The organism is Alcanivorax sp. HI0007 (genome assembly GCF_001635525.1).
Lineage (GTDB): Bacteria > Pseudomonadota > Gammaproteobacteria > Pseudomonadales > Alcanivoracaceae > Alcanivorax.
The window spans coordinates 1-23,436 of record NZ_LWEJ01000170.1 but is presented as its reverse complement, the minus strand read 5'-3'; the positions used below and the strand labels follow the sequence as shown (position 1 = coordinate 23,436).

Genomic DNA, 23,436 nt, shown 5'->3' with positions numbered 1-23,436 from the left:
GTACAAGGGAACATCGCGCCCGGTTTCGGGCTTTTCATAGGGAAGTGAGACAGGTACCCATGCCATTGAAACTACGCTTGATCAAACGGTTACTGGAAGTTTTCTTGTGGGTCCGGCATCCCAAAATGGTCCTGTACTTTATTCGTCGAACGGGCGCCTACCCGAATATGTTTTGCCCGCGAACGGTCAATGATAAATTTCTCTGGAGGAAACTGTTCGACCACGATCCACGTTTTGTCATTCTTTCCGACAAGTTGGCGTGTAAGGACTGGGTTGCGGCCAGGGTGCCAGCGCTGAATATTGCCCCGGTCCGCTGGATCGGGATCTCGGCTGCGTCCATTCCGCCTGAGCTGTTGGGCAAGGCGGTACTCCTGAAAGCCAATCACGGCAGCGAAACCAACCTGTTTCTCAGTAAAAACACATTCTCAGAGAAAAAGATCGATGCCACCATTCATGACTGGCTGACATATGATCACGGCAAAGAGCATCGTGAGTGGGCTTATGCCCATATTGACCGAAAAGTTTTCATAGAAGATGAAATTAGGCCTCAGACCGGTGAGCTTGAGGAGGTCAAGGTCTTCACCCATGGTCGTGATGCCGTCCGGTTGCATCATATCGGCGACCGGTTTGGCAACAAGTGGGCCAACACTTGGGATATCACTGCCGATGGCGAGCTGTATATCAGCCCTGAGCCCGACCGAATAGTCCCACCCAATGACGCCAAGCCATTACCGAACACAGTTGACGATGCTGTCTCCATGGCCCGAAAGCTTGGTGCCGAGTTCGATCAGCTGAGGGTAGATTTTATTTTTGATGGTGAAGCTTGGTGGCTGGGAGAGTTGACAGTCTATAACGAGGCTGGGTATGTGTATCTACCTTCTGCCAACGATGCAAACTCTCGCTTTTCTCAAGCCTGGGATATCAGAAAATCCGCTTTTTTGAACGATCTGAACCTGACCGGTTTCAGACGATTTTATGCGTCGATACTCAAACAGTATTTGGAGCGTGCGTCTTCCTGATAGGTTGCGCTCCCAGCGATCGGCCTGGAGCAGCGCCACTGAGGCAGACATGCCATCGAATGCCCAGACAAGGCCACCCGTCTTTTGTAGGAGCTATGCTTGCATGGCGAATAGGGCGGTGAACAACCGGAAAACCCCTTAGCCGGCGAAACGACCCACGAGAAATTGCACACCAATGGTGCAAATCAAGGCTGTTGATGCGCCACAAAACAGACCATAAAAGCCAGATTATCCGGCGTTCCTGCTCAACTCCGCCAACTTCTGATCCAGCATAGTCAGAATATGCCGGCGGCTGATCACGCCGACCACCTTGTTGGCGCTGTCCACCACCGGGTAGATCTTGGGCTTGGCGGCCAGCATCTGCTGGGCCAGCCCCAGCACCTCATCGTCCAGCGATACGGTCAGCACTTCGGCCTGCATCAGGTCTCTCACCGTGGCCACGCGCTGGTTGTGGTAGACCACCTGTAGCGCGGCCTGCAGGCATTCACGCTCGCTGATCCAGCCCACCAGGGTGCCGGCCTTGTCGGTGACCGGGCTGCCAAGCATATCCAGTTTGATCAGCTTGCTGGACGCCTCCACCACCGGCATCTCCGGGTGGATCGTCGCAAAACGGGTACACATCAGGTCGTTAATGGAGACAGAATCCATGGGCTTAGCTCGTTGTCAGGCTCTAAAACCATCCTGCCGACTGTCGCCGGCCTGTACCCCTGACTACCGCGGGAACCGTGCCAACTCTGTTGGCCCGCTTGGCGGCGGCGCCTGAAACATTCATCGTCGTGCTCCTTGACCTAAAGCCGACTTGAAGTTGCAGACTGCCGACAACATAGAGGCGACTTTGGCTCCGGAGACCGGCTATGAATACGTCTGTAAAGAAACCTGACGACTCCTCAACCCTCTGGAAAAGCGTGGGCGGCCGCCATTGGGTGGAATCCCGGGATTTGATCGACCACCTTTTCAAGCCCATCGAAGCGCTGCTGGTGGATGCGGTGAAATGCCAATCCCCTCATCGTGTACTGGATATTGGTTGTGGCGCCGGCACCTCCACCCGGGCGATCAGCCGTCATATCAGCCCTGGCGGCTGTGCAACAGGTGTCGATATCTCCGACATCATGATCGAGGCGGCGCAACAGGGGGCCGGTGGGGACGGTGTCGGTGAGGAGAGCGCCGGTGAGGCAAACGCCAGCACGGCGTTTATCTGCGCCGATGCCTCCACTTACGATTTTGACGAAGGCAGCTTTCAGATGCTGATCTCGCGCTTTGGCATCATGTTCTTTGACGATCCGATACGAGCCTTCCAGAACCTCCGTCGCGCAGCCGCCCGCGATGCCCGCGCGCTCTTTGTTGCCTGGCGCTCCCGCGAAGAAAACCCCTTCATGACCACCGCCGCCCGTGCCGCCAGTCCCATGGTCACGCTCCCGGAGCCACACCCGGACGCCCCCGGTCAGTTCGCCTTTGCAGACCGCCATCGCGTCGAAGCCATCCTGGATGCTGCGGGCTGGAATAATATCAGGGTCGAACCACTGGATATCGAATGCACATTCCCGGTATCCGAGCTGGTCGGATTTTTCACCCGTCTCGGCCCGCTGGGGCGGGTCTTTCCTGACCTGGATGAAACAACGCAATCACAGCTCATTCCGGTAGTCAGTGAGGCTTTCACGCCCTTTATTGAAGGGGGCATGGTCCGGTTCAACGCCGCCTGCTGGCAAATCAAGGCGCGCGCCTAGCGGGCGGGTACTTGTTCCCTTGTCGGCGAGTCACAAACTCGCCGCGCCGTTGGTCACCTCGAAATGCGCCTCGAACTCCCTCCCGAAGCGGATTCGTTTATTTCCCCGCCAGAGTTGTGTAAATTCGAACTGGTTCACAGATAACGAATACCAATAATAACGGCCGGCCAGGGTGGCACGGCCTGAAACAGCGAATCTGGGGAAGGGATGCCAGTCTGTTTACGTAACCTGTCAGTCCTGTTGCGACCGGCCCATACACGGCCCGGACACCAACAGCCATGAGTACCGTCCTGCTCGTCATCATTGTCGTGGGAGTGGCCGTGTTACTGCTGCTGAAGTCGTTGCCTTCCAGCTCTGGCCAACTCTCCTATCGTCGTAAGCCCTACCTGCTAAGCAAAGCGGAGCGTTCTTTTTATGGTGTGCTCTGCCAGGCTGTGGGCGATAACACCCTGATCTTCTCCAAAGTCCGCGTCGCGGATGTACTGGCTCCTCAGAAAGGCCTCAACCGATCCAGCTGGCAAGGAGCCTTCAACAAAATTTCCGCCAAACACATCGATTTCCTCCTCTGCGACCCCCAAGACTGCGCCGTAAAACTTGCTATTGAGCTGGATGATGCCAGCCATGGTTCGGCCAAACGGCAGAAGCGCGATGCCTTTTTGGAACAAGCCTGTGAATCGGCTGGGTTGCCACTGCTAATAAGGGGGTATGGGGTGGTGGATATTCGTCAGCAGGTTGAGGCGATGCTTTTTCCTGTGCAGCATGATTCGTCCTTGGAGGAGCTTGGGCAGATTGAAGGGCAGGGCGCTGAAGTAACGAAAAATGAGCAGGAAAGGGTCGATAACCATTCCGAGCAACAAGCAGGTAATGAGAAAGAGGCTCCGACTGAGGCTGAGGTTGTTGCACTGCCGATTGCACCTGCTTGTCACCAGTGTGGAGAAGTGATGGTCCTGCGGAGGGCTCGCTCAGGGAAGAATGCAGGGCAGCAGTTTTTGGGGTGTAGTGCATTTCCGAAGTGTCGAGGAGTGAGGAAGTATTGAGTTGAAAGTGCACGGGGCAAGACTTGACCCTGTTTCTCTCATTGTTCTCATCGGGGTGCTAAAAATTTTGACAAGAAGTGGGGGTTTAAATGAAGGATAACTGGTTTGAAAAAATGTCACCTGATGAAGAAATGATTAGACAGGGTGATGTGATAAAAGCGTACTCTAAAGAAGCAAGGTTATTTGTAATTGTTACAGCAGACTGTGATATTGATAAAAATAAACATGATGGGAAAATTACATGCGTTGAGCTGATTGATCTTAATGATTTTCTCGAGAGTAAGTTTTATGCGAAAAAAGTGCATGATGAAAAAAGAAATACCGTAAATAATATTTTAAATCTAATCAATAGAAAGTCACCAGAAAGTGATGTGGTAAATCCTGAGAATATAGTCAAATGGGTTGATAGAGAGGGGCTGGAGGCTGTTTGCCGATACTATGAATTTGGCGGCAAAGATAAGGGTAATTTGAAGAAATATTGTGCTCAATTCAATTCCCTGATTAGTGGCAGTAATAAAAATAGGTTTGTCAAGTATTTGTCGGAAAGCAAAAAAGGAGCTGGGGATCTTGAGGTCCAGATTAAGAATTATCTTTCCGGAGGTATGGGGGAAGGTTATTGCTTTGTTCCCTTTATACCTAATGAAAATCAGATTGGCTATGTAATATCTTTCAGGGATATCGTCACAATTAAAGATGAATCTATTTTTGTGAATGAAAGTGAAATAAGAGCTTCTGGGATTGATGATGGGTATGTAAGGGTTGCTAGGCTTTCGGATTATTTTAGGTTTTTTGTTTCACAGAAAATGTTTCAGTTGTACTCAAGGATTGGCATGCCAGAGTATTTTGAAAATGAATCTGAGATTGCATTTAAGTTCATAGCGGAAGAATCTTTTGAGGTGATTAATGTTTAATTGCAAGGCTCTAGTTATCGATTCAAAGTCAATGGAGAAAATGGCAAGAGCAAGAATTTCGGATACTTGGTTTGATGAGTTTTTCATTCCAGAAAATTTTGATGGGTTGAAGCGTATCGAAAAGAATGGATTTGTATTTCTCCTGAGTGGTGAAGGTGAGGAAGTGCCTCTGACAATAGTGTCAAGTAAGGTGTTAAAAAAAATAGAAAAGCCTAAAGCGGTTTTTGATAGGATTATGCAGGTCTCACTAGCGTCCTTTAGTAGTAAGGTTTCAATACCTAAGTCTTGGGGGAAGTATGTTTCAGGAAGCTGTTTTTCTATTTATGCTTACCCAAAGAACAATGGAGAAGGGCAGAGGGTATACTTTGATCGCGTTACGGGGCGAGAAATCTTGCATGTGTATAACTACAAAGAAGCGCCTGTTGAATTTTCTGATGTTGATAAGAATGAGGATGTCGTTAACAGCGTAATAGATGCATGGTATGACATTTTGACATCAGATTCTTTAAGCTCTTCATCTGGTGATGTTCGGGATATTGAGGGTGACTTTGGTATCGTACTAGATGATACATCGACAATGGATCATGTTGCGTCTGCTTCATTAGAGGATTGGTGTAATTATAAGCTTACTGATCAGCAAAGAAAATTTGTCGAAGCGGGTTTAAGTGCGCCTATTCGTCTAAGGGGCGCAGCGGGTACAGGTAAGACTCTTTGTATGGTGATAAAGAGTTTGAAAGAGATTATTGATGCAAATAATGATGGGCGCTCATTAAGGATTGCATTTCTTACGCATAGCGAAAGTGTTGCACATGATGTGGTTTCACCAATGATATCGATACTCGACCCTGAAGGAAGAAGAGCGAGTAATGATAAATCATGCTTGTGGGTCGGTTCATTGTATGAGCTTGCAAAAGATTTTTTGAACTACAAATCCAAAAAAATTGTTCCAATATCTCTGGATGGCATTGAGGGTAGGCAGGACCAACTCGAATACATTAAAATGTTTATTGGTGAAGTTGCAAGAGACCCTTATGTCAAAGAGTCGTTGTTGCCAAAAGCATCTGAATGGATAAGGGATGCTTTTCTCGGTAATTCAAATAATGAGGTTTTTGTTTCGGATTTGATGAACGAAATATCCTCTATTCTTGATCCAGAAGGGATTAATAAGAATAAGCCTGATAAAGTCCAGAGATATGTTGCTAATGAAAAAAGAAGTGATTGGCAGATGTCGCTGCCAAAAAGATCTGATAGGGAAATCGTTATAGAGGTATATGATAAATATTACAGGTCGTTATCAAACGAAAACATAATCAGTCTTGATCAGATGATTGCTGATCTTGTCAGGTATCTTGGTTCAAATACTTGGGGATATGAGGCTGAGGAAAGGGGGTTTGATCTTGTTTTCGTTGATGAACTCCACCAGTTTAATCATTTAGAGCGAGAAGTTTTTCATGAGCTTTTCAGAAACAAAAGAAATAATACCGATGGGAAGCTGCCAATTTTTATGGCTTATGATTTGAAGCAAAGCCATGATGATCGCTTTTTGTCAAGCGGGGTGTCGGGTGGTGCTGCAAGATTCTTTCAAACGATTAATGTTGGAAAAACAGATTTGATTGAATTGACTAAGATTTTTAGATCAACTCCTGAGATTTCGGCATTCTTGTCTAATATTGATGGATGCTTTCCAGCATTGGATTTGGGAGAAGAGTGGGTTGATTATACCGGGGATTCGAAGCTTGATAGCGGTGAAAAGCCTACTTTATATTCATTCCCCAAAAACTCAGTTCTCATAGACAAAGTGGTGGGCGAGGCTCACCGTCATGCTAGGAGGATTGGGTCTGGGAAAAATGTGGCAGTGTTATGCATGAATGAAGAGCTTTTCTCTACTTATGCTAATGCGGGTCGTATTGCGAAAAAAATTGTAGTTATTGATAGTGAAAGGAGTGTTAAGAATCTGCAATATGCAGGAAAAAGATGTGTTTTAAGTATGCCGGATTTTGTGGCTGGCCTACAATTTGATGTGGTCTATATTATTCACATTGACAAAGCTGACATGAGTGATGAGGAAAGTTTGGGAAGGAAGAGACGTTTTCTATCAAGGTTATATCTGGGCGCTAGTAGAGCCTCGAAGGTTCTTAACTTGGTAACATCAAGAGAGCGTGGAGGGCAGCCTGAGATGCTAGAGTCTGCTTTTCAGGCGGGCATTATAAATAAGTCAGATATATAGCTGGCTTACATAATTCTGGGGTCAGGTCTCCCATTTCCCAAACGGATTTAGGATCAGGTCTTGCCCCGTGCGACAATCCACTAAAAGAGTCAGGCAGAACGCCCTTTACGACACGCCAGATCCACCAACCACCGAAAGATCCTGAATTGTGACCGCAGGTAAATCATGTATTCAGGGTGCCACTGGACGCCGATGATGGGGGCATTGTCGGTGGGCTCAATGGCCTGGGTGATCTTGTCCAGATCCCAGCCGGTGCGGTGCAGGGCGTCGGCGGGCCGTTCCACGGCCTGATGGTGCAGGCTGTTCACGCGTAGTTTGGTCTTGCCGGTGATGTGGGCGAGTCGGGAGCCGGGTTCCAGCCAGACCTGTTTGGTGGGCAGCAGGCCAGGGCGGTTATAGGTCAGACGGCGAATATCGCGGATGTCATTGTAGAGGGTGCCGCCGAGGACGGTGTTGATCAATTGCGCTCCGCGGCATATGCCCAGGATGGGAATGCCGTGGCTGAGGGCATGCCGAATCCATTCGATTTCCAGGGTGTCCCGTGCCGGGTCGAGTTTGACTTTGGCATCCACTTCACCGCCGTAGTGTTCCGGGCTGATGTCGTTGCCGCCACCGATCACCAGCGCATCAGGCGGCTCGCCCTGCCAGGGATGATCAATCGAAAGGCGTTGGGGCACCGCACCACACAGGCGCAGGGCCAGCGCCGTGCACCACCAGGCCGGCGCCCAGCGACGGTGGTTGCCGGTCACTCCTATGCGTGGTTTTCCATCCATCGGGCTATCCTTTTCACCCAGGCGCCGCGATCCACACCCAGCAGCGGTCTGTCTGCCGTGAGAAAGTCTTTACCCAGCGCCTGGAGTGAGGCGTCGTCGTTGGCCAGTTGTTCAACCCAGCACCAGCGGAGCCAGGAAGCGTTGAGGCTCCATTGCGGGTCGTCAATCTGGCAATTGGGTAACCGGTAGTGGAAGGTCGGTCGCGACTTGATTTTCGGGTCATCGACCGTAGCGCGGACGCGGTCCGCATCGATCTCGGCAAACAGGGGTAGCATGTCCAGGGCGCGGTTGCGGGTCGGGTTATGTTCAAGGTAATCGTCGATCAGGGTGGCGATGTCCGGTTCATCCCGGGTTAGCAGCAGCTTGATATAGGACTCCTCGAACAGGTCGATATAAGGGCTGATGCGTCGCGCCAGATTCACATCGTTGGCTTCGATCTGCCACCACTGGAGCAGCCCGAAAGCGCGCAGGTAACGGTGAATGGTTGGCGCATCCAGTGCCGGTACTTCCGCATTGATATGGACCCCGTAGGCCGCGATCAGCGATTCCTCGGTACCGGTGGCGCCGGCCTTGCGCAGCGCCTCGACCATACCATCCAGGATAGTGAGTGATGTTACCGGCAATGGCGGGCATACCACCTCGACGGGCACCAGCAGAGCCGCCGCCTTTGACAGGGGATGCAGCAGCTCATCCACGGTCTCGCCCGCATTGGCGGCCGCTGTCTTGAGGAAATCCCAGTCGAGCTCGATATTGAAATCACCGTGATCAGTTTGTACACACACTTCCGCGGCGGTTTCGTCTGTCACTTTTCCGTTGAGCGTATCGCACACCACGCGGGCGGTATCCCGGAATGTAATACCGGAGAACTCAAGCTCGAAGCCCACAGTGCGGACTTTTCCTGCGGTATTTTTCAATGCATTCAGTGTTTCCAACCGGGAACTGTAAGCATCCATTAATGAGCGACCTCGCTGCTTGTCCAGGGTGACCTTCCCTGGAGTTGGACCCACTGACTTGATGAGTTTTGACAACATTACGCTGCCTGCGGAGCGGACAGCAACCATGAACAACAGGACACCCACAACTTGGCACTCTGTGCGCTTTAGAAATTACAGCTTCCTATCCTTTGTCAGTTCTTCTGCTCTGATTGGCGACTACCCAGCGACACATCTAGGGCTAATCAGGGAAGAATTCTAATTTGTAATCTATCGCCTCGGGGGATGTTTGGGCGGGTATTCTTAGGGTTCGCATGGCGGGTGTGATTCTTTCGGCCAGATTGATCATGCCCGGATCAGCCTGTTTAACGCTTATGGCTGAGATGTATCCGTTTTTGGAGAAATTCAGCTCCAGAATAATGGTTCCACCCAGCTGAGGATGGGCCCGAAGAGCTTCCTCGTAGAAGTTGTTTATTGTTTCGAATCTCAGGTCGGTTTGCTGTCTGAGAGCATCATTCTTGTCATAGTTATTGTTAGAAAGAAGCCCGCCCATTTGGGCTGTTGTCCCATGCAGGGCGAGTTCAAGATAGCTCCACAGCTCGGAGGCTTTCTGCTTTTCTTCGCTATGGTTTTCGTTGCTGAGGGTTTTAGCCAGGCTCTGCACGGTTTGTTGTGTCAGAATGTCGACACTCTTGAGTGTTTTGTCGTCTGAACTTGAATGGAAGTGCTTACGGATAAGCTGGATATCTTGCTCGATTTTGGCAAGAGGGGCTTCCTCGGCGGAAATGTTCCATGAGAAGAGAGTGGTCAGCAGTACTATCAGTGAGCGTTTCATCATGAGTATCAGTTTTTTATCGCTGACCTCATTGTATACCACACAAAGAAAAACCCCGGCGGATAAGCCGGGGTTTTTTGTTTCCAATCCCGCCCTTGTGAGGCGAGCCCGGAAATTGGCTCCGGGCCTGAACACCGGAGCGCGTCCGGCGTCAGGCTTCGGGTATCAAGCGTTATACCCGCTCAATCACAGTAGCAATACCCTGACCCAGGCCGATGCACATGGTGGCCAGGCCGAGTTTGCCGCCTTTCCATTCCAGTACGTTCAGCAGGGTGCCGGTGATACGCGCGCCGGAGCAGCCCAGCGGGTGACCCAGGGCGATGGCGCCACCGTTCAGGTTCACTTTCTGGTCGGCCACGTCCAGCAGCTTCAGGTCCTTCATGACGGGCAGTGACTGGGCAGCGAACGCTTCGTTCAGCTCCACGTAGTCGATGTCGTCGATGGTCAGACCCGCACGAGCCAGGGCCTTCTGGGTGGCCGGTACGGGACCGTAACCCATGATGGCGGCGTCGCAGCCGGCAACGGCCATGGAGACGATCTTGGCACGGGGCTTCAGGCCCATTTCTTCGGCCTTGGCGGCGCTCATGACCAGCATGGCGGAGGCACCGTCGGACAGGGCAGAGGAGGTGCCGGCAGTGACGGTACCGTTGGCCGGGTCGAAGACCGGACGCAGTTTCTGCATGTCTTCGATGCTGGCACCGGGACGGATCACTTCGTCGATCTCGCACAGGACCTTGTTGCCGTCCTGGTCGTGACCTTCGATGGGAACGATCTCGTTCTTCCAGCGACCTTCCTGGGTGGCTTCCCAGGCCAGACGGTGGGAACGGACACCGAACTCGTCCTGCTGCTCACGGCTGATGCCGTGCATCTTGCCCAGCATTTCCGCGGTCAGGCCCATCATGTTGGAGGCCTTGGCGGTGACCTTGGAGATCTCAGGGTTGATGTCCACCCCGTGATCCATGGCCACGTGACCCATGTGCTCCACACCACCGATGACGAACACGTCACCGTTGCCGGTCTGGATGGCCTGGGCGGCGGAGTGCAGGGCCTGCATGGAAGAGCCGCACAGACGGTTCACGGTTTGCGCGGCGCTGGTGCGCGGGAGGCCGGCCAGCATGGCGATGTTACGGGCGATGTTCATGCCCTGTTCTTTGGTCTGGTTTACACAGCCCCAGATCACGTCTTCGGTCTGCTGGATGTCCCAGTTGGGGTTACGCTCCATGAGCGCTTCCACCAGCAGGGAAGACAGTTTTTCGGCACGCACGTGACGGAACTGGCCATTACGGCTCTTGCCCATGGGAGTACGGACCGCATCGACGATAACTACGTCATTGGGATTCAAGCTCATTTCTCTAACTCCTTTCAGTCCGTGGCTTAGGCGAAGAAAGACTCGCCCTTGGCGGCCATGTCTTTGAGCATCTGCGGGGCTTCGTAGATGCCACCCAGGTGCGCGTACTTGTCACACAGCGCGACGAATTCTTTCACGCCGAGGCTGTCGATGTAGCGCAGCGGACCACCACGGAAGGGAGGGAAGCCGATGCCGTAGATCATGGCCATATCGGCCTCGGCAGCGGAACCTACAATGTTGTCTTCCAGGCAGCGAACGGTTTCGGTGCACATGGGAATCATCATGCGGGCGATGATTTCGTCCGCATCGAATTCCTGGGTGTCGGCGACGTGGGGCTTGATCAGTTCGTAGGTCTTTTCGTCGACCACTTTCTGCGTCTTGCCTTTCTTGTCCTGCTCGTACTTGTAGAAACCCACACCGTTCTTCTGGCCATAACGCTCGTTTTCGAACATCACGGTGGAGACGTCTTTGAAGTCGTACTGCATACGCTCGGGGAAGCCGTCGGCCATAACCTGGGCGGCGTGAACACCGGTGTCGATGCCGACCACGTCCATCAGGTAGGCGGGGCCCATGGGCCAGCCGAACTTCTGCATGACTTTATCCACGGCCTGGAAATCGGCACCGTCGCGCATCAGCATGCCGAAGCCGCCGAAGTAGGGGAACAGTACGCGGTTAACCAGGAAGCCGGGGCAGTCGTTGACCACGATGGGGGTTTTGCCCATTTTCTGGGCGTAGGCCACCAGGGTGCCGACGGTTTCGTCGGAGGTCTTCTCGCCACGGATCACTTCCACCAGCGGCATCATGTGTACCGGGTTGAAGAAGTGCATGCCGGCAAAGTTTTCCGGCTTCTTCAGGGCTTCGGCCAGCTTGGTGATGGAGATGGTGGAGGTGTTGGACGCCAGGATGGTGCCGTCTTCCACTTTCTCTTCGGTCTCGGCCAGAACGGACTGCTTGATCTTCTGGTTCTCGACCACCGCTTCCACGATCACGCCAACGTTGCCGAAGTCGCCATAGTTCAGGGTGGGGCGGATGTTGGACAGCACTTTGCCCATGCCGGCCGCATCCAGTTTGCCTTTGCTGACGCGCTTGGCGAGCAGCTTGGAGGCTTCGTTCATGCCCAGGTCCAGCGCCTTGTCGGCGATGTCCTTCATGATGATGGGGGTGCCTTTCAGGGCGGACTGGAAGGCGATACCGCCACCCATGATGCCAGCGCCCAGTACGGCGGCCTGCTCAAAGCCCTTGGCGGACTTGGCGGTTTTGCCGTTGACCTTCTTCACCTGCTGGTCTGCCAGGAACAGGCCGACCATGGCGGTGGCTTGCGGAGTCTTGGCGACTTTGGCGAAGCCTTTGGCTTCCACTTCCAGCGCTTTGTCGCGGGTCATGCCGGCGTGGGCCTGCATGGCTTTGACGGCTGCCACGGGAGCGGGGTAGTTCTTGCCAGCCTGACCCTGGACCATGGCCATACAGGTCTGGAAGGCCATCATGTTTTCCATGGGCGGCAGCTTCAGGGGCTCGAGCTTTTCCTGACGCTTGGCGCGGAAGTCGATCTTGCCGGCCAGGCACTGCTTGACCAGGTCGATGGCAGCGTCGTTAACCTTGTCGTGGGCAACCACGGCATCGGCAACGCCCACTTTCAGGGCCTTGTCAGCCTTGTGCTGGCCGCCGGCGGCGATCCACTCAACGGCGTTGTCCACGCCGATCACACGGGGCAGACGCACGGTGCCGCCGAAGCCCGGGAACAGGCCCAGCTTCACTTCCGGCAGTCCCACCTGGGCTTTTTCGCTCAGTACGCGGAAGTCTGCGGCCAGGCACATTTCCAGGCCGCCACCCAGGGCGATGCCGTTAACGGCAACCACTTTGGGGATATCCAGATCTTCAAAGGCGTTGAAGACCTGGTTGGATTTCAGACACCAGCCGGCAATTTCGTCTTCCGGCAGTTTGAACATGTCAGTGAATTCGGTGATGTCGGCGCCAACGATGAAAACCGACTTGCCGGAGGTCACGACCAGGCCTTTGATGTCGTTGTTGCCTTTAATGGCATCGACAGCCTTGCCGAGGTCTTCCACGGTTTCCTTATTGAACTTGTTAACGGACTCGCCCTGAAGGTCAAACTTCAGTTCGGCGATGCCGTCGTCAAGCAGTTGTACGCTTACGGCGTTGCCTTGATAGATCATAGCTTCTGCTCTCCAGTCCCAAAGTACGCGGCGAATCAGGCCGCTTTGGTATTGCCCGGCCCCCGAAAATGGGGGAGGCGGCGTCCTTCATATAAGCATTCATGTGAGTGTTTGCTTACATAAACAACGAAACTTGTAGGCCCGCAAGTATAGGGAAGGTGAATGACTTTTTTAGCCCCAATTTGTGACTAATTGGTCGTGGGCCCTCTGGGGCTGCTGCGGTTGGTGAAAATTTCATCACTCGCTCCCTGTGATAGTGCTGATGGGTGTGGCGGTTAGTGCCGTATTGCGGCAACCATGGCAGACTGCCCCTCCCAACATTTCCGTTGGAGCCTTGCTTGCAAGGCGAAGAGATATCCGCTGGCACATGGCCAGATTGAAACCCTTCGCCTTGCAAGCAAGGCTCCAACGGTGGCGTGATTCTTTACCGAGCCTATTAATGCCCGTAGACAAGCTCAGCCTGCCCAACATCACCCGCCGACCGCAGCACACGCCGGACTGGCCGGATGTGCCGCCCTTGCTGGCGCGGATTCTGGCCGGGCGGGGCGTGGACGACCCGGCGCAGCTGGAGTTGGCGCTCAAGCGTTTGCCTCATCCGTCTGCCTTCACAGGACTGCGTGGGGCCGTGGAGCTGTTGTTACAAGGGCGATCCGATCACTGGCGTATCTGTATTGTCGGCGACTACGACGCCGATGGCGCCACCGCCACCACCCTGATGGTGCGGGGCCTTGAGTTGCTGGGCTTCCCGCGCCCGGATTTCCTGGTGCCGGACCGCTTCGAATATGGGTACGGACTGTCGCCGGCCATTGTCGAGCTGGCCCAGCAGCAGTACCGGCCGGACCTGATTATCACCGTGGATAACGGCATCGCCAGCGTGGACGGTGTCGCCGCCGCCCAGGCCCGGGGCATCAAGGTGCTGATTACCGATCATCACCTGCCCGGCGATACCCTGCCGGACGCGGATGCCCTGGTGAACCCGCGCCTGCCGGGCTGCGAGGATTTCCCCGCCGCCAACCTGGCCGGGGTGGGCGTGGCCTTCTATTTATTGATGGACCTGCAGCGGGCCCTGCGCGATCAGGGTTTCACCCCCACGCAGCCGATCACCGATTTGCTGGATCTGGTGGCCCTGGGGACGGTGGCGGATGTGGTGTCCCTTGACGACGCCAACCGGGTGCTGGTGGAGCAGGGCCTGCGTCGTATCCGCGCCGGCAAGGGCTGCCCGGGTATCCGGGCCCTGTTGCAGGTGGCCGGGCGCGATCCGAGCCGGGCGCTGGCGGCGGACATGGGGTTTGCGGTGGGCCCGCGGCTGAATGCGGCGGGGCGCCTGTCGGATATGACCCATGGCATTGCCTGTCTGCTGGCAGAGACCGAGGCGGAGGCGCTGGATATGGCCCAGGAGCTGGACACCATCAACCGCGAGCGCCGCTCCATCGAGCACGGCATGCGCGACGCGGCCATGGTCGAGGTGTCGCGGCTGAACCCGGAGAACCTGCCGGCAGGGCTGTGTCTGTACGGCAAGGAGTGGCACGAAGGGGTGGTGGGGATTCTTGCCTCGCGGGTAAAGGAAATTATTCATCGCCCGGTGATCGCCTTTGCGCCGGCCCAGCAGCCGGGCACCCTGAAAGGCTCCGGCCGTTCCATTCCCGGCCTGCACCTGCGCGATGCCCTGGATGCGGTGGCCACCGCCAACCCGGGACTGCTGAGCAAGTTCGGTGGCCACGCCATGGCGGCGGGGCTGTCCCTGGAGCGGGACAAACTGGATCAGTTCAAGGTGGCCTTCGAGAAGGCGGTCAGTGAGCTGCTGTCCCCCAGGGCCCTGGAAAAAGTGGTGGAGACCGACGGCGAGCTGGATGACCACGAGCTGTCCCTGAGTAACGCGGAACTGCTCAGCCACCGCTTCCCCTGGGGGCAGGGTTTTCCGGCGCCATGCTTCGATGGAGAATTCGAGGTGCTCAAGCACCGTATTGTCGGCGAGCGCCACCTGAAGCTGACCCTGGGTCTGCCCGGCGTCAACGGCATCATCGATGCCATCCACTTCAATGTGCCGGTGGAGGCCTTGCCCAGCCGTATCGCCCGGGTGCGCGGCGTCTACCGTCTGGAAGTCAACGAATTCCGCGGCCAGCGCAACCCGCAGCTGCTGTTCGAGCATCTGATTCCGCTGTAACGCTGCCAACCTCCCCGGAGCTATCCGGGCTACCCAAACTACCCGATTCACCGTTGGAGCCTTGCTCGCAAGGCGAAGGGGTCGAAGGCTCGCCTGGGCTCGCATTTCGCCTTGCGAGCAAGGCTCCAACGGGTGGGGATTGATCTGGCACACCCTGCCGCCCCGCAAAATTGTCGACAATGCTGTCGGCGGTGCCGGTTTTTGCTAGCATTGCGCTTCGCGCTCACCATCGGGCGCCTTTTTTACTGGGGTACGGCCCAAAAGGCCGTGCCGGCATTGACTGCGCGGGGTGGCTATCGTCCACCGCTGTGTTGTGTCCTTAACGGAGGGGACGAAGATGAAGACCATACACAAGCACCGCCTGAAGGTGGTGAACGAGGTGCAGGAGTTGCGCCTGCCCGAAGAAGGCAAGGTTCTGCGGGTGGATTATATTCCCCAGGAAGCCATTATTTTCATGTGGGTGGAAGTGGACGCGGACACCGTGATCGACACCCCCAAAGAAGTGCGTACCTTCAAGGTGTTCAACACCGGGTCCGGCATTCCCAATAATGCCCGTTATATCGGCACCACCATCAATCAGATGAAGCCGGATGCCTACCACGTCTACGAACTGAGAGACTGACATAGCGCGCCCGGGACATCGACAAAGCCGCTGTAGGAGTTCCTCTTGAGGGACGAATCCGAGCCCTGGCGAGGAAACAGGCGATGCGGGTGTCACCTGATCATTCTGGAGACCCCGGTTGCTCTGCTGCTCCGAACCGAATCCGGGGCAGACTCTGCGGGCGATTTCCACGCTGACGCGTGGTTCGTCCCTCAAGAGGAACTCCTACAGCGGCTTCGTTATAAACGTGCGGGCCGCGCTCTTGCGGTGAAGCGGGCGCCGCCGCCCCTCGTCAGCCAACCCGCAAACCGTTAGACTGCGCTGTTTTCCACGTATCCATTCTGCCAAGCACTAATTCTAGAGAGACGTAATGGAAGTCAATCCGCTGCGAACCCATCTTTCCGACTTGTCTGAGCGTGTCGAAGCGCTTAGGGGGTATCTTTGACTATGATCAGAAGAGCGAACGTCTGACCGAAGTCGAGCGCGAGCTCGAAAGCCCGGATGTCTGGAGCGATCCGGACTATGCCCGGGGGCTGGGCAAGGAACGGGCCCAGCTGGAGCTGGTCGTCAACACCATCAATGAGGCCTCCCAGGGGGTGGAAGACACCTCCGGGCTGCTGGAGCTGGTGGTGGAAGAGGGTGACGAAGACAGCCTGCCGGAAGTGGAAAGCGAGCTGGACCGGCTGGAGAAGATGGTGGCGGATCTGGAGTTCCGTCGCATGTTCTCCGGCCAGATGGATGCCTGCAACGCCTACCTGGATATCCAGGCCGGGTCCGGTGGTACCGAAGCCCAGGACTGGGGCGAGATGCTGCTGCGCATGTACCTGCGCTGGGGCGAGGCCCACGGTTTCAAGACCGAGCTGGTGGAAGCGTCCGCCGGCGATGTGGCGGGTATCAAGTCGGCCACCATCCGTTTCGAGGGCGAGTACGCTTACGGCTGGCTGCGTACCGAAACCGGCGTGCACCGGCTGGTGCGCAAGAGCCCGTTCGATTCCGGCGGCCGTCGCCATACCTCCTTCAGTTCGGTGTTCGTGTCCCCGGAAGTGGACGACGATATCGACGTGAATATCGACGTGGGCAGCATGCGGGTGGACACCTATCGCGCCTCCGGTGCCGGGGGGCAGCACGTTAACCGGACCGATTCCGCGGTGCGCTTGACCTATGAATACACCGACGAGGGTGGCGAGAAGCACACCCTGGTGACCCAGTGTCAGAGCGGGCGCAGCCAGCACCAGAACAAGGACCAGGCCCTGAAGATGATGCAGGCCAAGGTCTATGAAGTGGAAATGCAGCGCCGCAATGCGGAAAAGCAGGCCCAGGAAAGCAACAAGTCGGATATCGGCTGGGGCAGCCAGATCCGTTCCTACGTGCTGGATGACGGTCGCATCAAAGACCTGCGTACAGGGGTGGAAAGCCACAACACCCAGCAGGTACTGGACGGCGCGCTGGACCCGTTTATTGAAGCGTCGCTGAAGGCTGGATTGTAAAAACTGACTGGTGAGGGTAGGCAGTTACCTGACTCTCAGTGGTTTAATGAGCAAAAAATGCCACTGCAATGGCATTAAAGAAATCAAGGTACCCCAATGTCCAACGACGAGCAGCAGACACAGATCGATTCTCAGGAAGGGGCGCATGAAGAGAATCGCCTGATCGCCGAGCGCCGGGCCAAACTGGCCGAACTCCGTGAGGCGGGCAATGCCTTCCCCAATCACTTCCGCCGCGACTTCCTGGCTGCCGACCTGCAGGCGCAGTATGGCGAGTTCAGCAAGGAAGAGCTGGCAGAGAAGAATATTCAGGTCGCTGTTGCCGGCCGCATGATGCTCGATCGCAAGGCGTTCAAGGTGCTGCAGGACATGTCCGGGCGCATCCAGATTTATGCCTCCAAGGACGTGCAGAAAGACACCAAACATTGGGACCTGGGCGATATCGTTGGTGTGAAAGGCACCCTGTGCAAATCGGGCAAGGGTGACCTGTATGTGATGATGGATGAGTACCTGCTGCTGACCAAGGCGTTGCGTCCGCTGCCGGAAAAGCACAAGGGCCTCACCGATACGGAAGCCCGTTACCGCCAGCGTTACGTAGACCTGATCGTCAACGAAGAGACCCGCAAGGCCTTCCAGATCCGCTCGAAAATGGTGGCGGGGATCCGCAACTTCCTGGTGGAAAAGGGCTTCGTGGAAGCGGAAACCCCCATGCTGCAGGTGATCCCCGGTGGCGCCACCGCGCGGCCCTTCATTACTCACCACAACAGCCTGGATATGGACATGTACCTGCGCATCGCGCCGGAACTGTACCTGAAGCGCCTGGTGGTAGGTGGTTTCGAGAAGGTGTTCGAAATCAACCGCAACTTCCGTAACGAAGGGCTTTCCACCCGGCACAACCCGGAATTCACCATGCTGGAGTTCTACCAGGCCTTTGGTGATTACCACGACCTGATGAACCTGACCGAGGAGATGCTGCGCAAGCTGGCCCAGGATGTACTGGGCACCACGGAGGTGAGTTATCAGGGGGATGTGTACGATTTTGGTAAACCTTTTACCCGGATAACGGTTTTCGATTCGATTTTGCATTTTAATCCTGAAATAGACCCGGCGAAGCTGGCGGACCTGGATGGGGCCCGCACCATTGCCGAGTCACTGGGGATTCCACTGAAAGACAGCTACGGCCTGGGCAAGGTGCAGATCGAGATCTTCGAGAAGACGGTAGAGCACCGCCTGAAGGACCCGACCTTTATCACCGAATACCCCACCGAAGTGTCGCCGCTGGCCCGTCGCATGGATGACAATCCGTTTGTGACCGAGCGTTTCGAATTCTTTGTGGGTGGCCGTGAAATCGCCAACGGTTTCTCGGAGCTCAATGACGCGGAAGATCAGGCCGAGCGTTTCCGCCAGCAGGTGGCGGAAAAGGATGCCGGTGATGACGAAGCCATGTTCTACGACGAGGATTACGTGACTGCTCTGGAACATGGCCTGCCGCCGACAGCCGGTGAGGGTATTGGTATCGACCGACTGGTAATGTTGTTTACGGATTCACCGTCCATTCGGGACGTGATCTTGTTCCCGCACATGCGTCCCCAGGGGCGCTGAGGCTTGATTGGGGCACATTTTGTGCCCCGGCTTGCGGGTAGCGAGTGGGAGAGCGACACAACACATCCCCCCGGGGGGGTAACGGGCTGAAACAACAAAGGCTGACTGTGTCCATGAGTAGTGCAATTCAATACCAAGGAAGAAAAGCGCGCCGTGCCGGCAGTGAACAACGTCGTCAGGCGATTCTTGAGGCCGCGCTGAACATTATTGTCAAAGATGGCATTCGCGCAGTGCGCCACCGGGCGGTCGCCCGTGAGGCGGATGTGCCCCTGTCGGCAACCACTTACTACTTCAAAGATATCTCCGACCTGATTGCCGATACCTTTACCCTGTTTGCCGAGCGGGCATTAAAGGAAGTGATTGAACCGTTCAAGCAGCAGGCCTTTGCGCTGTTATCCCAATTTTCCCGTGACAGTCTTGCCGATGCCGATGAGCGCCAGCGTCTGATCGACATGATGGGCAAGATGATGGCGGCCTTCATTGTGGACGAGCTGAACACGCGGCGTGGCCATCTGGTGGCCGAGCAGGCGTTCATGCAGGAAGCCATCATGGACAGCCGCCTGCGTGAGCTGGCGGACCTGTACCTGCAGCAGCAGCTGGAAAGCCTGATCATCGCCACGGAACTGTTCGGCAGTGAGCACCCCCGCCTGGATGCGGAGTTGATTCTCATGGCCATGATCTCCATCGAGCAGCGCCTGCTGGTGCACCCGGAGAAGATCGAACAGAGCTTCGTTGAGGTGCGCATGTGTAACTTGCTGGACAAGTTGTTGCCCCATGGCTGAGAGCAGTGCCCAGAACGTGCAGCTGGAGCCCGGCTGGAAGCAGCATCTGGCCGGAGAGTTCGAACAGGATTACATGGCCCGGCTGCGGGCTTTCCTGGCGAGCGAAAAGCGGGCCGGAAAAACCGTGTTCCCGCCCGGCCCGGATATCTTCAACGCCTTCAACCTGACCCCCTTCGACAAGGTGAAGGTGGTGATCCTGGGACAGGATCCTTACCACGGCCCGAACCAGGCTCATGGCCTGTGTTTTTCCGTCCAGCGTGGGGTCAAAACCCCGCCGTCGCTGGTCAATATCTACAAGGAAATCCATCGGGATCTGGGAATCGAGATACCGTCCCATGGCAATCTGACCCATTGGGCAGAGCAGGGCGTGCTGCTGCTCAATGCGGTGCTTACTGTGGAAGCCGGCCAGGCTGCCTCCCACCAGAAGCAGGGTTGGGAGCAGTTTACCGACCAGGCCATTGAACATCTGAATCGTGAGCGTGAAGGATTGGTGTTTCTGCTCTGGGGCAGTCATGCCCAGAAGAAGGGCAAACTGATCGACCGCAATAAACACTGCGTGCTCACGGCCCCGCACCCGTCGCCGCTATCCGCCCACCGGGGCTTCCTCGGCTGCGGCCATTTTTCCCGTGCCAATCAGTACTTGTTGCAGCAGGGCAAGACGGCCATCGACTGGACGATCAGTTAATAGTGAACAGTTAACAGTGAATAGCTCGCGAGAGATTCTGTTGTTTCTCAGCCCAAGAGGCCGCGCCCAGAATGTTGGCGCGGCCTCTTGGCTGTGAACATCAGCGACGCTAGCCCGCGCGCTGTTAACTGTTCACTATTAACTATTCACTGCTTTATGGAGTTTTCGTGTCTGACTGCGTGTTGTTTTCCGAAATCGAAACCCGCTGCGGCCGAGTGATCGCCCGCGCTACCCTGAATGCCCCCAAGGCACTCAATGCCCTGAGCCTGGAAATGATCCAGGCCCTGAGCCAGCAGATGGATCAGTGGGAGAAGCGTGATGATGTGGTAGCGATCTGGCTGGATGGGGCCGGAGGCAAGGCCTTCTGTGCCGGCGGCGACATCGTGCAGATGCACAAGTCCATGGTGAAACATGCGGGGCAGGGCAGAAACCCCTTCACGGAGCAGTACTTCGCCGAGGAATACGCCCTGGATTACCGTATCCACACCAGCCGGATTCCGGTGGTGGTATTCGGCGACGGCATCGTCATGGGGGGCGGCATGGGTCTGCTGCAGGGCGCGGATTTCCGTCTGGTGACATCGCGCTCGCGCATGGCCATGCCGGAAATCACCATCGGTCTGTTCCCGGATGTGGGCGGCAGCTGGTTCCTGAACCGGCTGCCGGGCCGGGCCGGGTTGTTCCTGGGCTTGACCGGCGTGCACATCAACGGTCGTGAAGCGGTGGAAATCGGCATGGCCGACCGCATGGTGGATGGCGATGCAGAGTCCCTGCTGGCGGCGTTGGCAGAGCAGGCGTTTGCCGATGATGTCACCGACAACCGGGCCGTGCTGTATCGTCTGTTCAAGCAGCAGGCCGCTGACATGAGTGAGCTGAATCATCCACTGATTGATCACCTGCCGCAGATCAATCGCCTGTGCGATGGCGAGACCTTGCCAGTGGTGGTGGAGCAGTTGCTCGCCGCGAAGGATCGCGACAGCTGGCTGGACAAGGCGCTGGGTAACCTGGAGCGGGGTTGCCCGCAAACCGCACACCTGGTCTGGGAGCAGCTGGCCCGGTCCACCTATCTGTCCCTGGCCGATATTTTCCGCATGGAATGGTGTCTGGCAGTGCAGTGTTCCCTGCACGGCGACTTCCGCGAAGGGGTACGCGCCCTGTTGATCGACAAGGATGGCAAACCGGCCTTCCGCCACCGCAGCGTCAACGATGTACCCCGGTCGTATATTGATGGCTTCTTCCGGTGCCCGGCGCCGAAGCACCCGCTGGCAGAGCTGGGTTGATCAGTTAACAGTTAATAGTGAGCAGTTAACAGCGCGCGAAACGGGGTTTCCGGTTTTGCCCCGCAAGAGGCCGCGTCCAATGTTTGGGCACGGCTTTTTGCGTAAGGGGCGACGCTCCTACGGAGAAGGCGGAAACCGCTGATACAGGTTTTCATAGGGTGCCCGATTTCCTGCTTAACAACGTAAAAGGCCGCGCCCAATGCCTGGGCGCGGCCTCTTACGTTTGAAAAAGCCGCAACGATGCGAGCCCGCGTCGCTGTTAACTGTTAACTGAATTCTCACTCTTTCCACGGCAATGAGTAGGGCAGTGCTCCCAACTGGCTGTCCAGGGCCTGTTCATCCCGGAACAGCACGCCATCCGTATCCCGACGCAGAACCACCAGCGCAGCACGGCCCTGTGGGGTGCGGGCGGCGCTGACCACTTCGCCGGCGGCTTTGCCGTTGCTGTCGCGCAGGGTTTCGCCCGGTAACAGGTCCACGTCCGCGGTGTAGTCGATCCGCTGCATACGCTGTTTGAGCTTGCCCTTGAAGTGCATGCGGGCCACGACTTCCTGGCCGGTGTAGCAGCCCTTCTTGAAGTTCACCCCGGCGGTGACGTCGTAATTGAGCACCTGGGGCAGAAACAGATCTTCCGCGCCCGGGTAAACCATGCCCTCACCGGCGTCGATGTCGGCCAGCTGCCAGCCATTGGCGCGGGTTAGCGCCCGGTCGCTGGCCAGGGTCTGCCAGACCGGCTCGGCCCTGTCCTGCGGCACGATCAGCAGGGCGTGGTCGGTGAAGGGGTAACGCAGCCAAAGGCCCTGATCGGTCTCGGCGCTGTTGCCGTGATCAGGGGCCGAGGCGGGGAGATGACCGGCCAGACCCAACACCACGAGATTCGGGTCCACGGTGAATTCCACCTTGGCGCGAAGCCGGTATTTCATCAGTGCCTTGATTACCGCCTCGCTCAGGCCGGCAGGACAGAGCAGCAGATAGTCGTCGCCGTCACGGACAATGCGTACGCTGACCAGGCCGCGTCCTTTCAGAGTCAGGTGCATGCCGGTGCGATGGCACTGTTGGTCCACTTCACGCAGGTCGCAGGACACCTGGCCCTGCAAATAGTGGCCCGCTTCCTCGCCGTGGGCGCGGATGACGGCAAGGTGGTCGCAATGGCTCAGATAGGGGGCTTGGGCGCTGTCGGCCAGGTCTTGGGTGGCGATAAAATCGGACCAGCTCATGGGGCTCCTGTGAAACGGACTGTCGCGAAGGGGCGAATAATGGTGCATATAGTCGCAATGTTGAAGATCGTAGGAGCCTTGCCAGCAAGGCCCCAACAACCCGTTAACAGCACACCATTCGAAATGAGGCTCGCACTTCACCACATCGGGAATGAGAAATCATCGGACATGATAGATAATGCAGGCTCAGTCTGGAAGATACGGCAAGTAATGCATGAGTGAAGACCTGAAACGCAAGTATCGTTGGCAGTGCCGCCGCGGCGCCTCCGAAGTGGAGGTGGTGCTGTACGGTTACCTGGATGATCATTTCGATAACGACTCGGCGGAGCATCAGGCCTGGTTCGCCAAGCTGCTCGCCTGCGAAGATGCCGACATGTTCGAGTGGTTTACCTATCGCAGTGAGCCGCAAGACCCGGCGCTGCGCGAGTATGTACGCCATGTCCTTGCCCTGGTCTCCGCGAAAAAAGCTTGAGCTGAGCCCCTCCCGCTATCCCGCCCGGCTGAAGTGGCTGGCGGTGATTGGGGTGGTGCCGGCAATCCTGCTGACGCAAATGCCCTGGTGGGCGCTGGTGCTGCTATTGCTGGCGTTACCGCTGCTTATGAGAGGCTGGCAGCCGCCGCAGCTGTCCCAGATGGAACTCCAC

The 23,436-nt window shown here is 56.2% G+C and carries 20 protein-coding genes and 1 pseudogene; 14 read left to right on the top strand and 7 right to left on the bottom strand.

From position 1 onward, the window contains the following. Nucleotides 1–59 precede the first annotated feature (59 nt). The gene (locus A3714_RS09075; RefSeq protein WP_063508124.1) at nt 60–1,019 is read left to right on the top strand and encodes an ATP-grasp fold amidoligase family protein; all 960 of its coding nucleotides are present in this window, start codon (nt 60–62) and stop codon (nt 1,017–1,019) included. A 228-nt stretch (nt 1,020–1,247) separates the two neighbouring features. Here the strand turns inward: A3714_RS09075 and A3714_RS09070 are convergent, their stop codons facing one another. Beyond that, entirely contained in the window at nt 1,248–1,667 is a 420-nt protein-coding gene (locus A3714_RS09070; RefSeq protein ID WP_063508123.1) for a CBS domain-containing protein, read from the bottom strand. Between the two features lie 206 nt (nt 1,668–1,873). Here A3714_RS09070 and A3714_RS09065 point away from each other — a divergent pair, with 206 nt between their 5' ends. From A3714_RS09065 to A3714_RS09050, 4 genes are all read left to right on the top strand, one after another. Continuing rightward, complete coding sequence (locus A3714_RS09065) at nt 1,874–2,743, top strand: class I SAM-dependent methyltransferase (protein ID WP_063508122.1); 870 nt, start codon at nt 1,874–1,876, stop codon at nt 2,741–2,743. A 278-nt stretch (nt 2,744–3,021) separates the two neighbouring features. Further along, nucleotides 3,022–3,780 (top strand): DUF2726 domain-containing protein, encoded by a 759-nt coding sequence (locus A3714_RS09060; protein WP_082850720.1) that lies wholly within the window; start codon nt 3,022–3,024, stop codon nt 3,778–3,780. Nucleotides 3,781–3,869: 89 nt separating this feature from the next. Continuing rightward, a complete protein-coding gene (locus tag A3714_RS09055) occupies nt 3,870–4,691 on the top strand; it encodes a hypothetical protein (RefSeq protein WP_063509690.1) in 822 nt (273 codons plus the stop codon). Between the two features lie 40 nt (nt 4,692–4,731). Next, complete coding sequence (locus A3714_RS09050; RefSeq protein ID WP_063525832.1) at nt 4,732–6,918, top strand: UvrD-helicase domain-containing protein; 2,187 nt, start codon at nt 4,732–4,734, stop codon at nt 6,916–6,918. An 89-nt stretch (nt 6,919–7,007) separates the two neighbouring features. Here A3714_RS09050 and A3714_RS09045 read toward each other — a convergent pair whose 3' ends face one another. From A3714_RS09045 to fadB, 5 genes are all read right to left on the bottom strand, one after another. Beyond that, nucleotides 7,008–7,691 carry a gamma-glutamyl-gamma-aminobutyrate hydrolase family protein gene (locus A3714_RS09045; RefSeq protein ID WP_063509692.1) on the bottom strand — a complete coding sequence of 228 codons (684 nt, stop codon included), beginning with the start codon at nt 7,689–7,691 and terminating at the stop codon, nt 7,008–7,010. Continuing rightward, a complete protein-coding gene (locus A3714_RS09040) occupies nt 7,670–8,644 on the bottom strand; it encodes an amidoligase family protein (protein WP_063509693.1) in 975 nt (324 codons plus the stop codon). Before A3714_RS09040 ends, A3714_RS09045 begins: the two co-directional genes overlap by 22 nt. A gap of 220 nt (nt 8,645–8,864) precedes the next feature. Next, nucleotides 8,865–9,545 carry a hypothetical protein gene (locus tag A3714_RS09035; protein ID WP_063525831.1) on the bottom strand — a complete coding sequence of 227 codons (681 nt, stop codon included), beginning with the start codon at nt 9,543–9,545 and terminating at the stop codon, nt 8,865–8,867. 85 nt (nt 9,546–9,630) lie between these two features. Next, nucleotides 9,631–10,806 carry an acetyl-CoA C-acyltransferase FadA gene (fadA, locus tag A3714_RS09030; protein WP_063509695.1) on the bottom strand — a complete coding sequence of 392 codons (1,176 nt, stop codon included), beginning with the start codon at nt 10,804–10,806 and terminating at the stop codon, nt 9,631–9,633. A gap of 26 nt (nt 10,807–10,832) precedes the next feature. After that, nucleotides 10,833–12,980, bottom strand: a complete 2,148-nt coding sequence (gene fadB, locus A3714_RS09025) for a fatty acid oxidation complex subunit alpha FadB (RefSeq protein WP_062816386.1) — start codon at nt 12,978–12,980, stop codon at nt 10,833–10,835. Nucleotides 12,981–13,419: 439 nt separating this feature from the next. Between fadB and recJ the strand changes: the two genes are divergently transcribed. From recJ to A3714_RS08990, 7 genes are all read left to right on the top strand, one after another. After that, nucleotides 13,420–15,144, top strand: coding sequence for a single-stranded-DNA-specific exonuclease RecJ (gene recJ, locus A3714_RS09020; protein ID WP_082844788.1), 1,725 nt, complete (start codon nt 13,420–13,422; stop codon nt 15,142–15,144). 337 nt (nt 15,145–15,481) lie between these two features. Continuing rightward, nucleotides 15,482–15,766: a hypothetical protein gene (locus tag A3714_RS09015; protein ID WP_062816388.1), complete on the top strand. Its 285-nt coding sequence runs from the start codon at nt 15,482–15,484 to the stop codon at nt 15,764–15,766. Between the two features lie 349 nt (nt 15,767–16,115). Then, a protein-coding gene (gene prfB, locus A3714_RS09010; RefSeq protein ID WP_103916449.1) for a peptide chain release factor 2 occupies nt 16,116–17,232 on the top strand; the annotation gives its coding sequence in 2 pieces (ribosomal slippage) (nt 16,116–16,187 and nt 16,189–17,232; 1,116 coding nt in all). 96 nt (nt 17,233–17,328) lie between these two features. Continuing rightward, nucleotides 17,329–18,831, top strand: a complete 1,503-nt coding sequence (lysS, locus tag A3714_RS09005) for a lysine--tRNA ligase (protein WP_063509696.1) — start codon at nt 17,329–17,331, stop codon at nt 18,829–18,831. A 113-nt stretch (nt 18,832–18,944) separates the two neighbouring features. After that, a complete protein-coding gene (locus A3714_RS09000; protein WP_063509697.1) occupies nt 18,945–19,613 on the top strand; it encodes a TetR/AcrR family transcriptional regulator in 669 nt (222 codons plus the stop codon). Continuing rightward, nucleotides 19,606–20,298 (top strand): uracil-DNA glycosylase, encoded by a 693-nt coding sequence (ung, locus tag A3714_RS08995; protein ID WP_062816391.1) that lies wholly within the window; start codon nt 19,606–19,608, stop codon nt 20,296–20,298. Before A3714_RS09000 ends, ung begins: the two co-directional genes overlap by 8 nt. 167 nt (nt 20,299–20,465) lie before the next feature. Continuing rightward, a complete protein-coding gene (locus A3714_RS08990) occupies nt 20,466–21,575 on the top strand; it encodes an enoyl-CoA hydratase/isomerase family protein (protein ID WP_231866140.1) in 1,110 nt (369 codons plus the stop codon). A gap of 278 nt (nt 21,576–21,853) precedes the next feature. On the opposite strand, the gene A3714_RS08985 is transcribed toward A3714_RS08990, so the two are convergent. Continuing rightward, nucleotides 21,854–22,792, bottom strand: coding sequence for a folate-binding protein YgfZ (locus A3714_RS08985; RefSeq protein WP_063508143.1), 939 nt, complete (start codon nt 22,790–22,792; stop codon nt 21,854–21,856). 214 nt (nt 22,793–23,006) lie between these two features. Here A3714_RS08985 and A3714_RS08975 point away from each other — a divergent pair, with 214 nt between their 5' ends. Next, nucleotides 23,007–23,264: a succinate dehydrogenase assembly factor 2 gene (locus tag A3714_RS08975; protein ID WP_063508145.1), complete on the top strand. Its 258-nt coding sequence runs from the start codon at nt 23,007–23,009 to the stop codon at nt 23,262–23,264. After that, nucleotides 23,230–23,436 (top strand): annotated as a pseudogene (locus A3714_RS08970) (hypothetical protein); the annotation flags it as partial. The gene A3714_RS08975 and the pseudogene A3714_RS08970, both read left to right, overlap by 35 nt.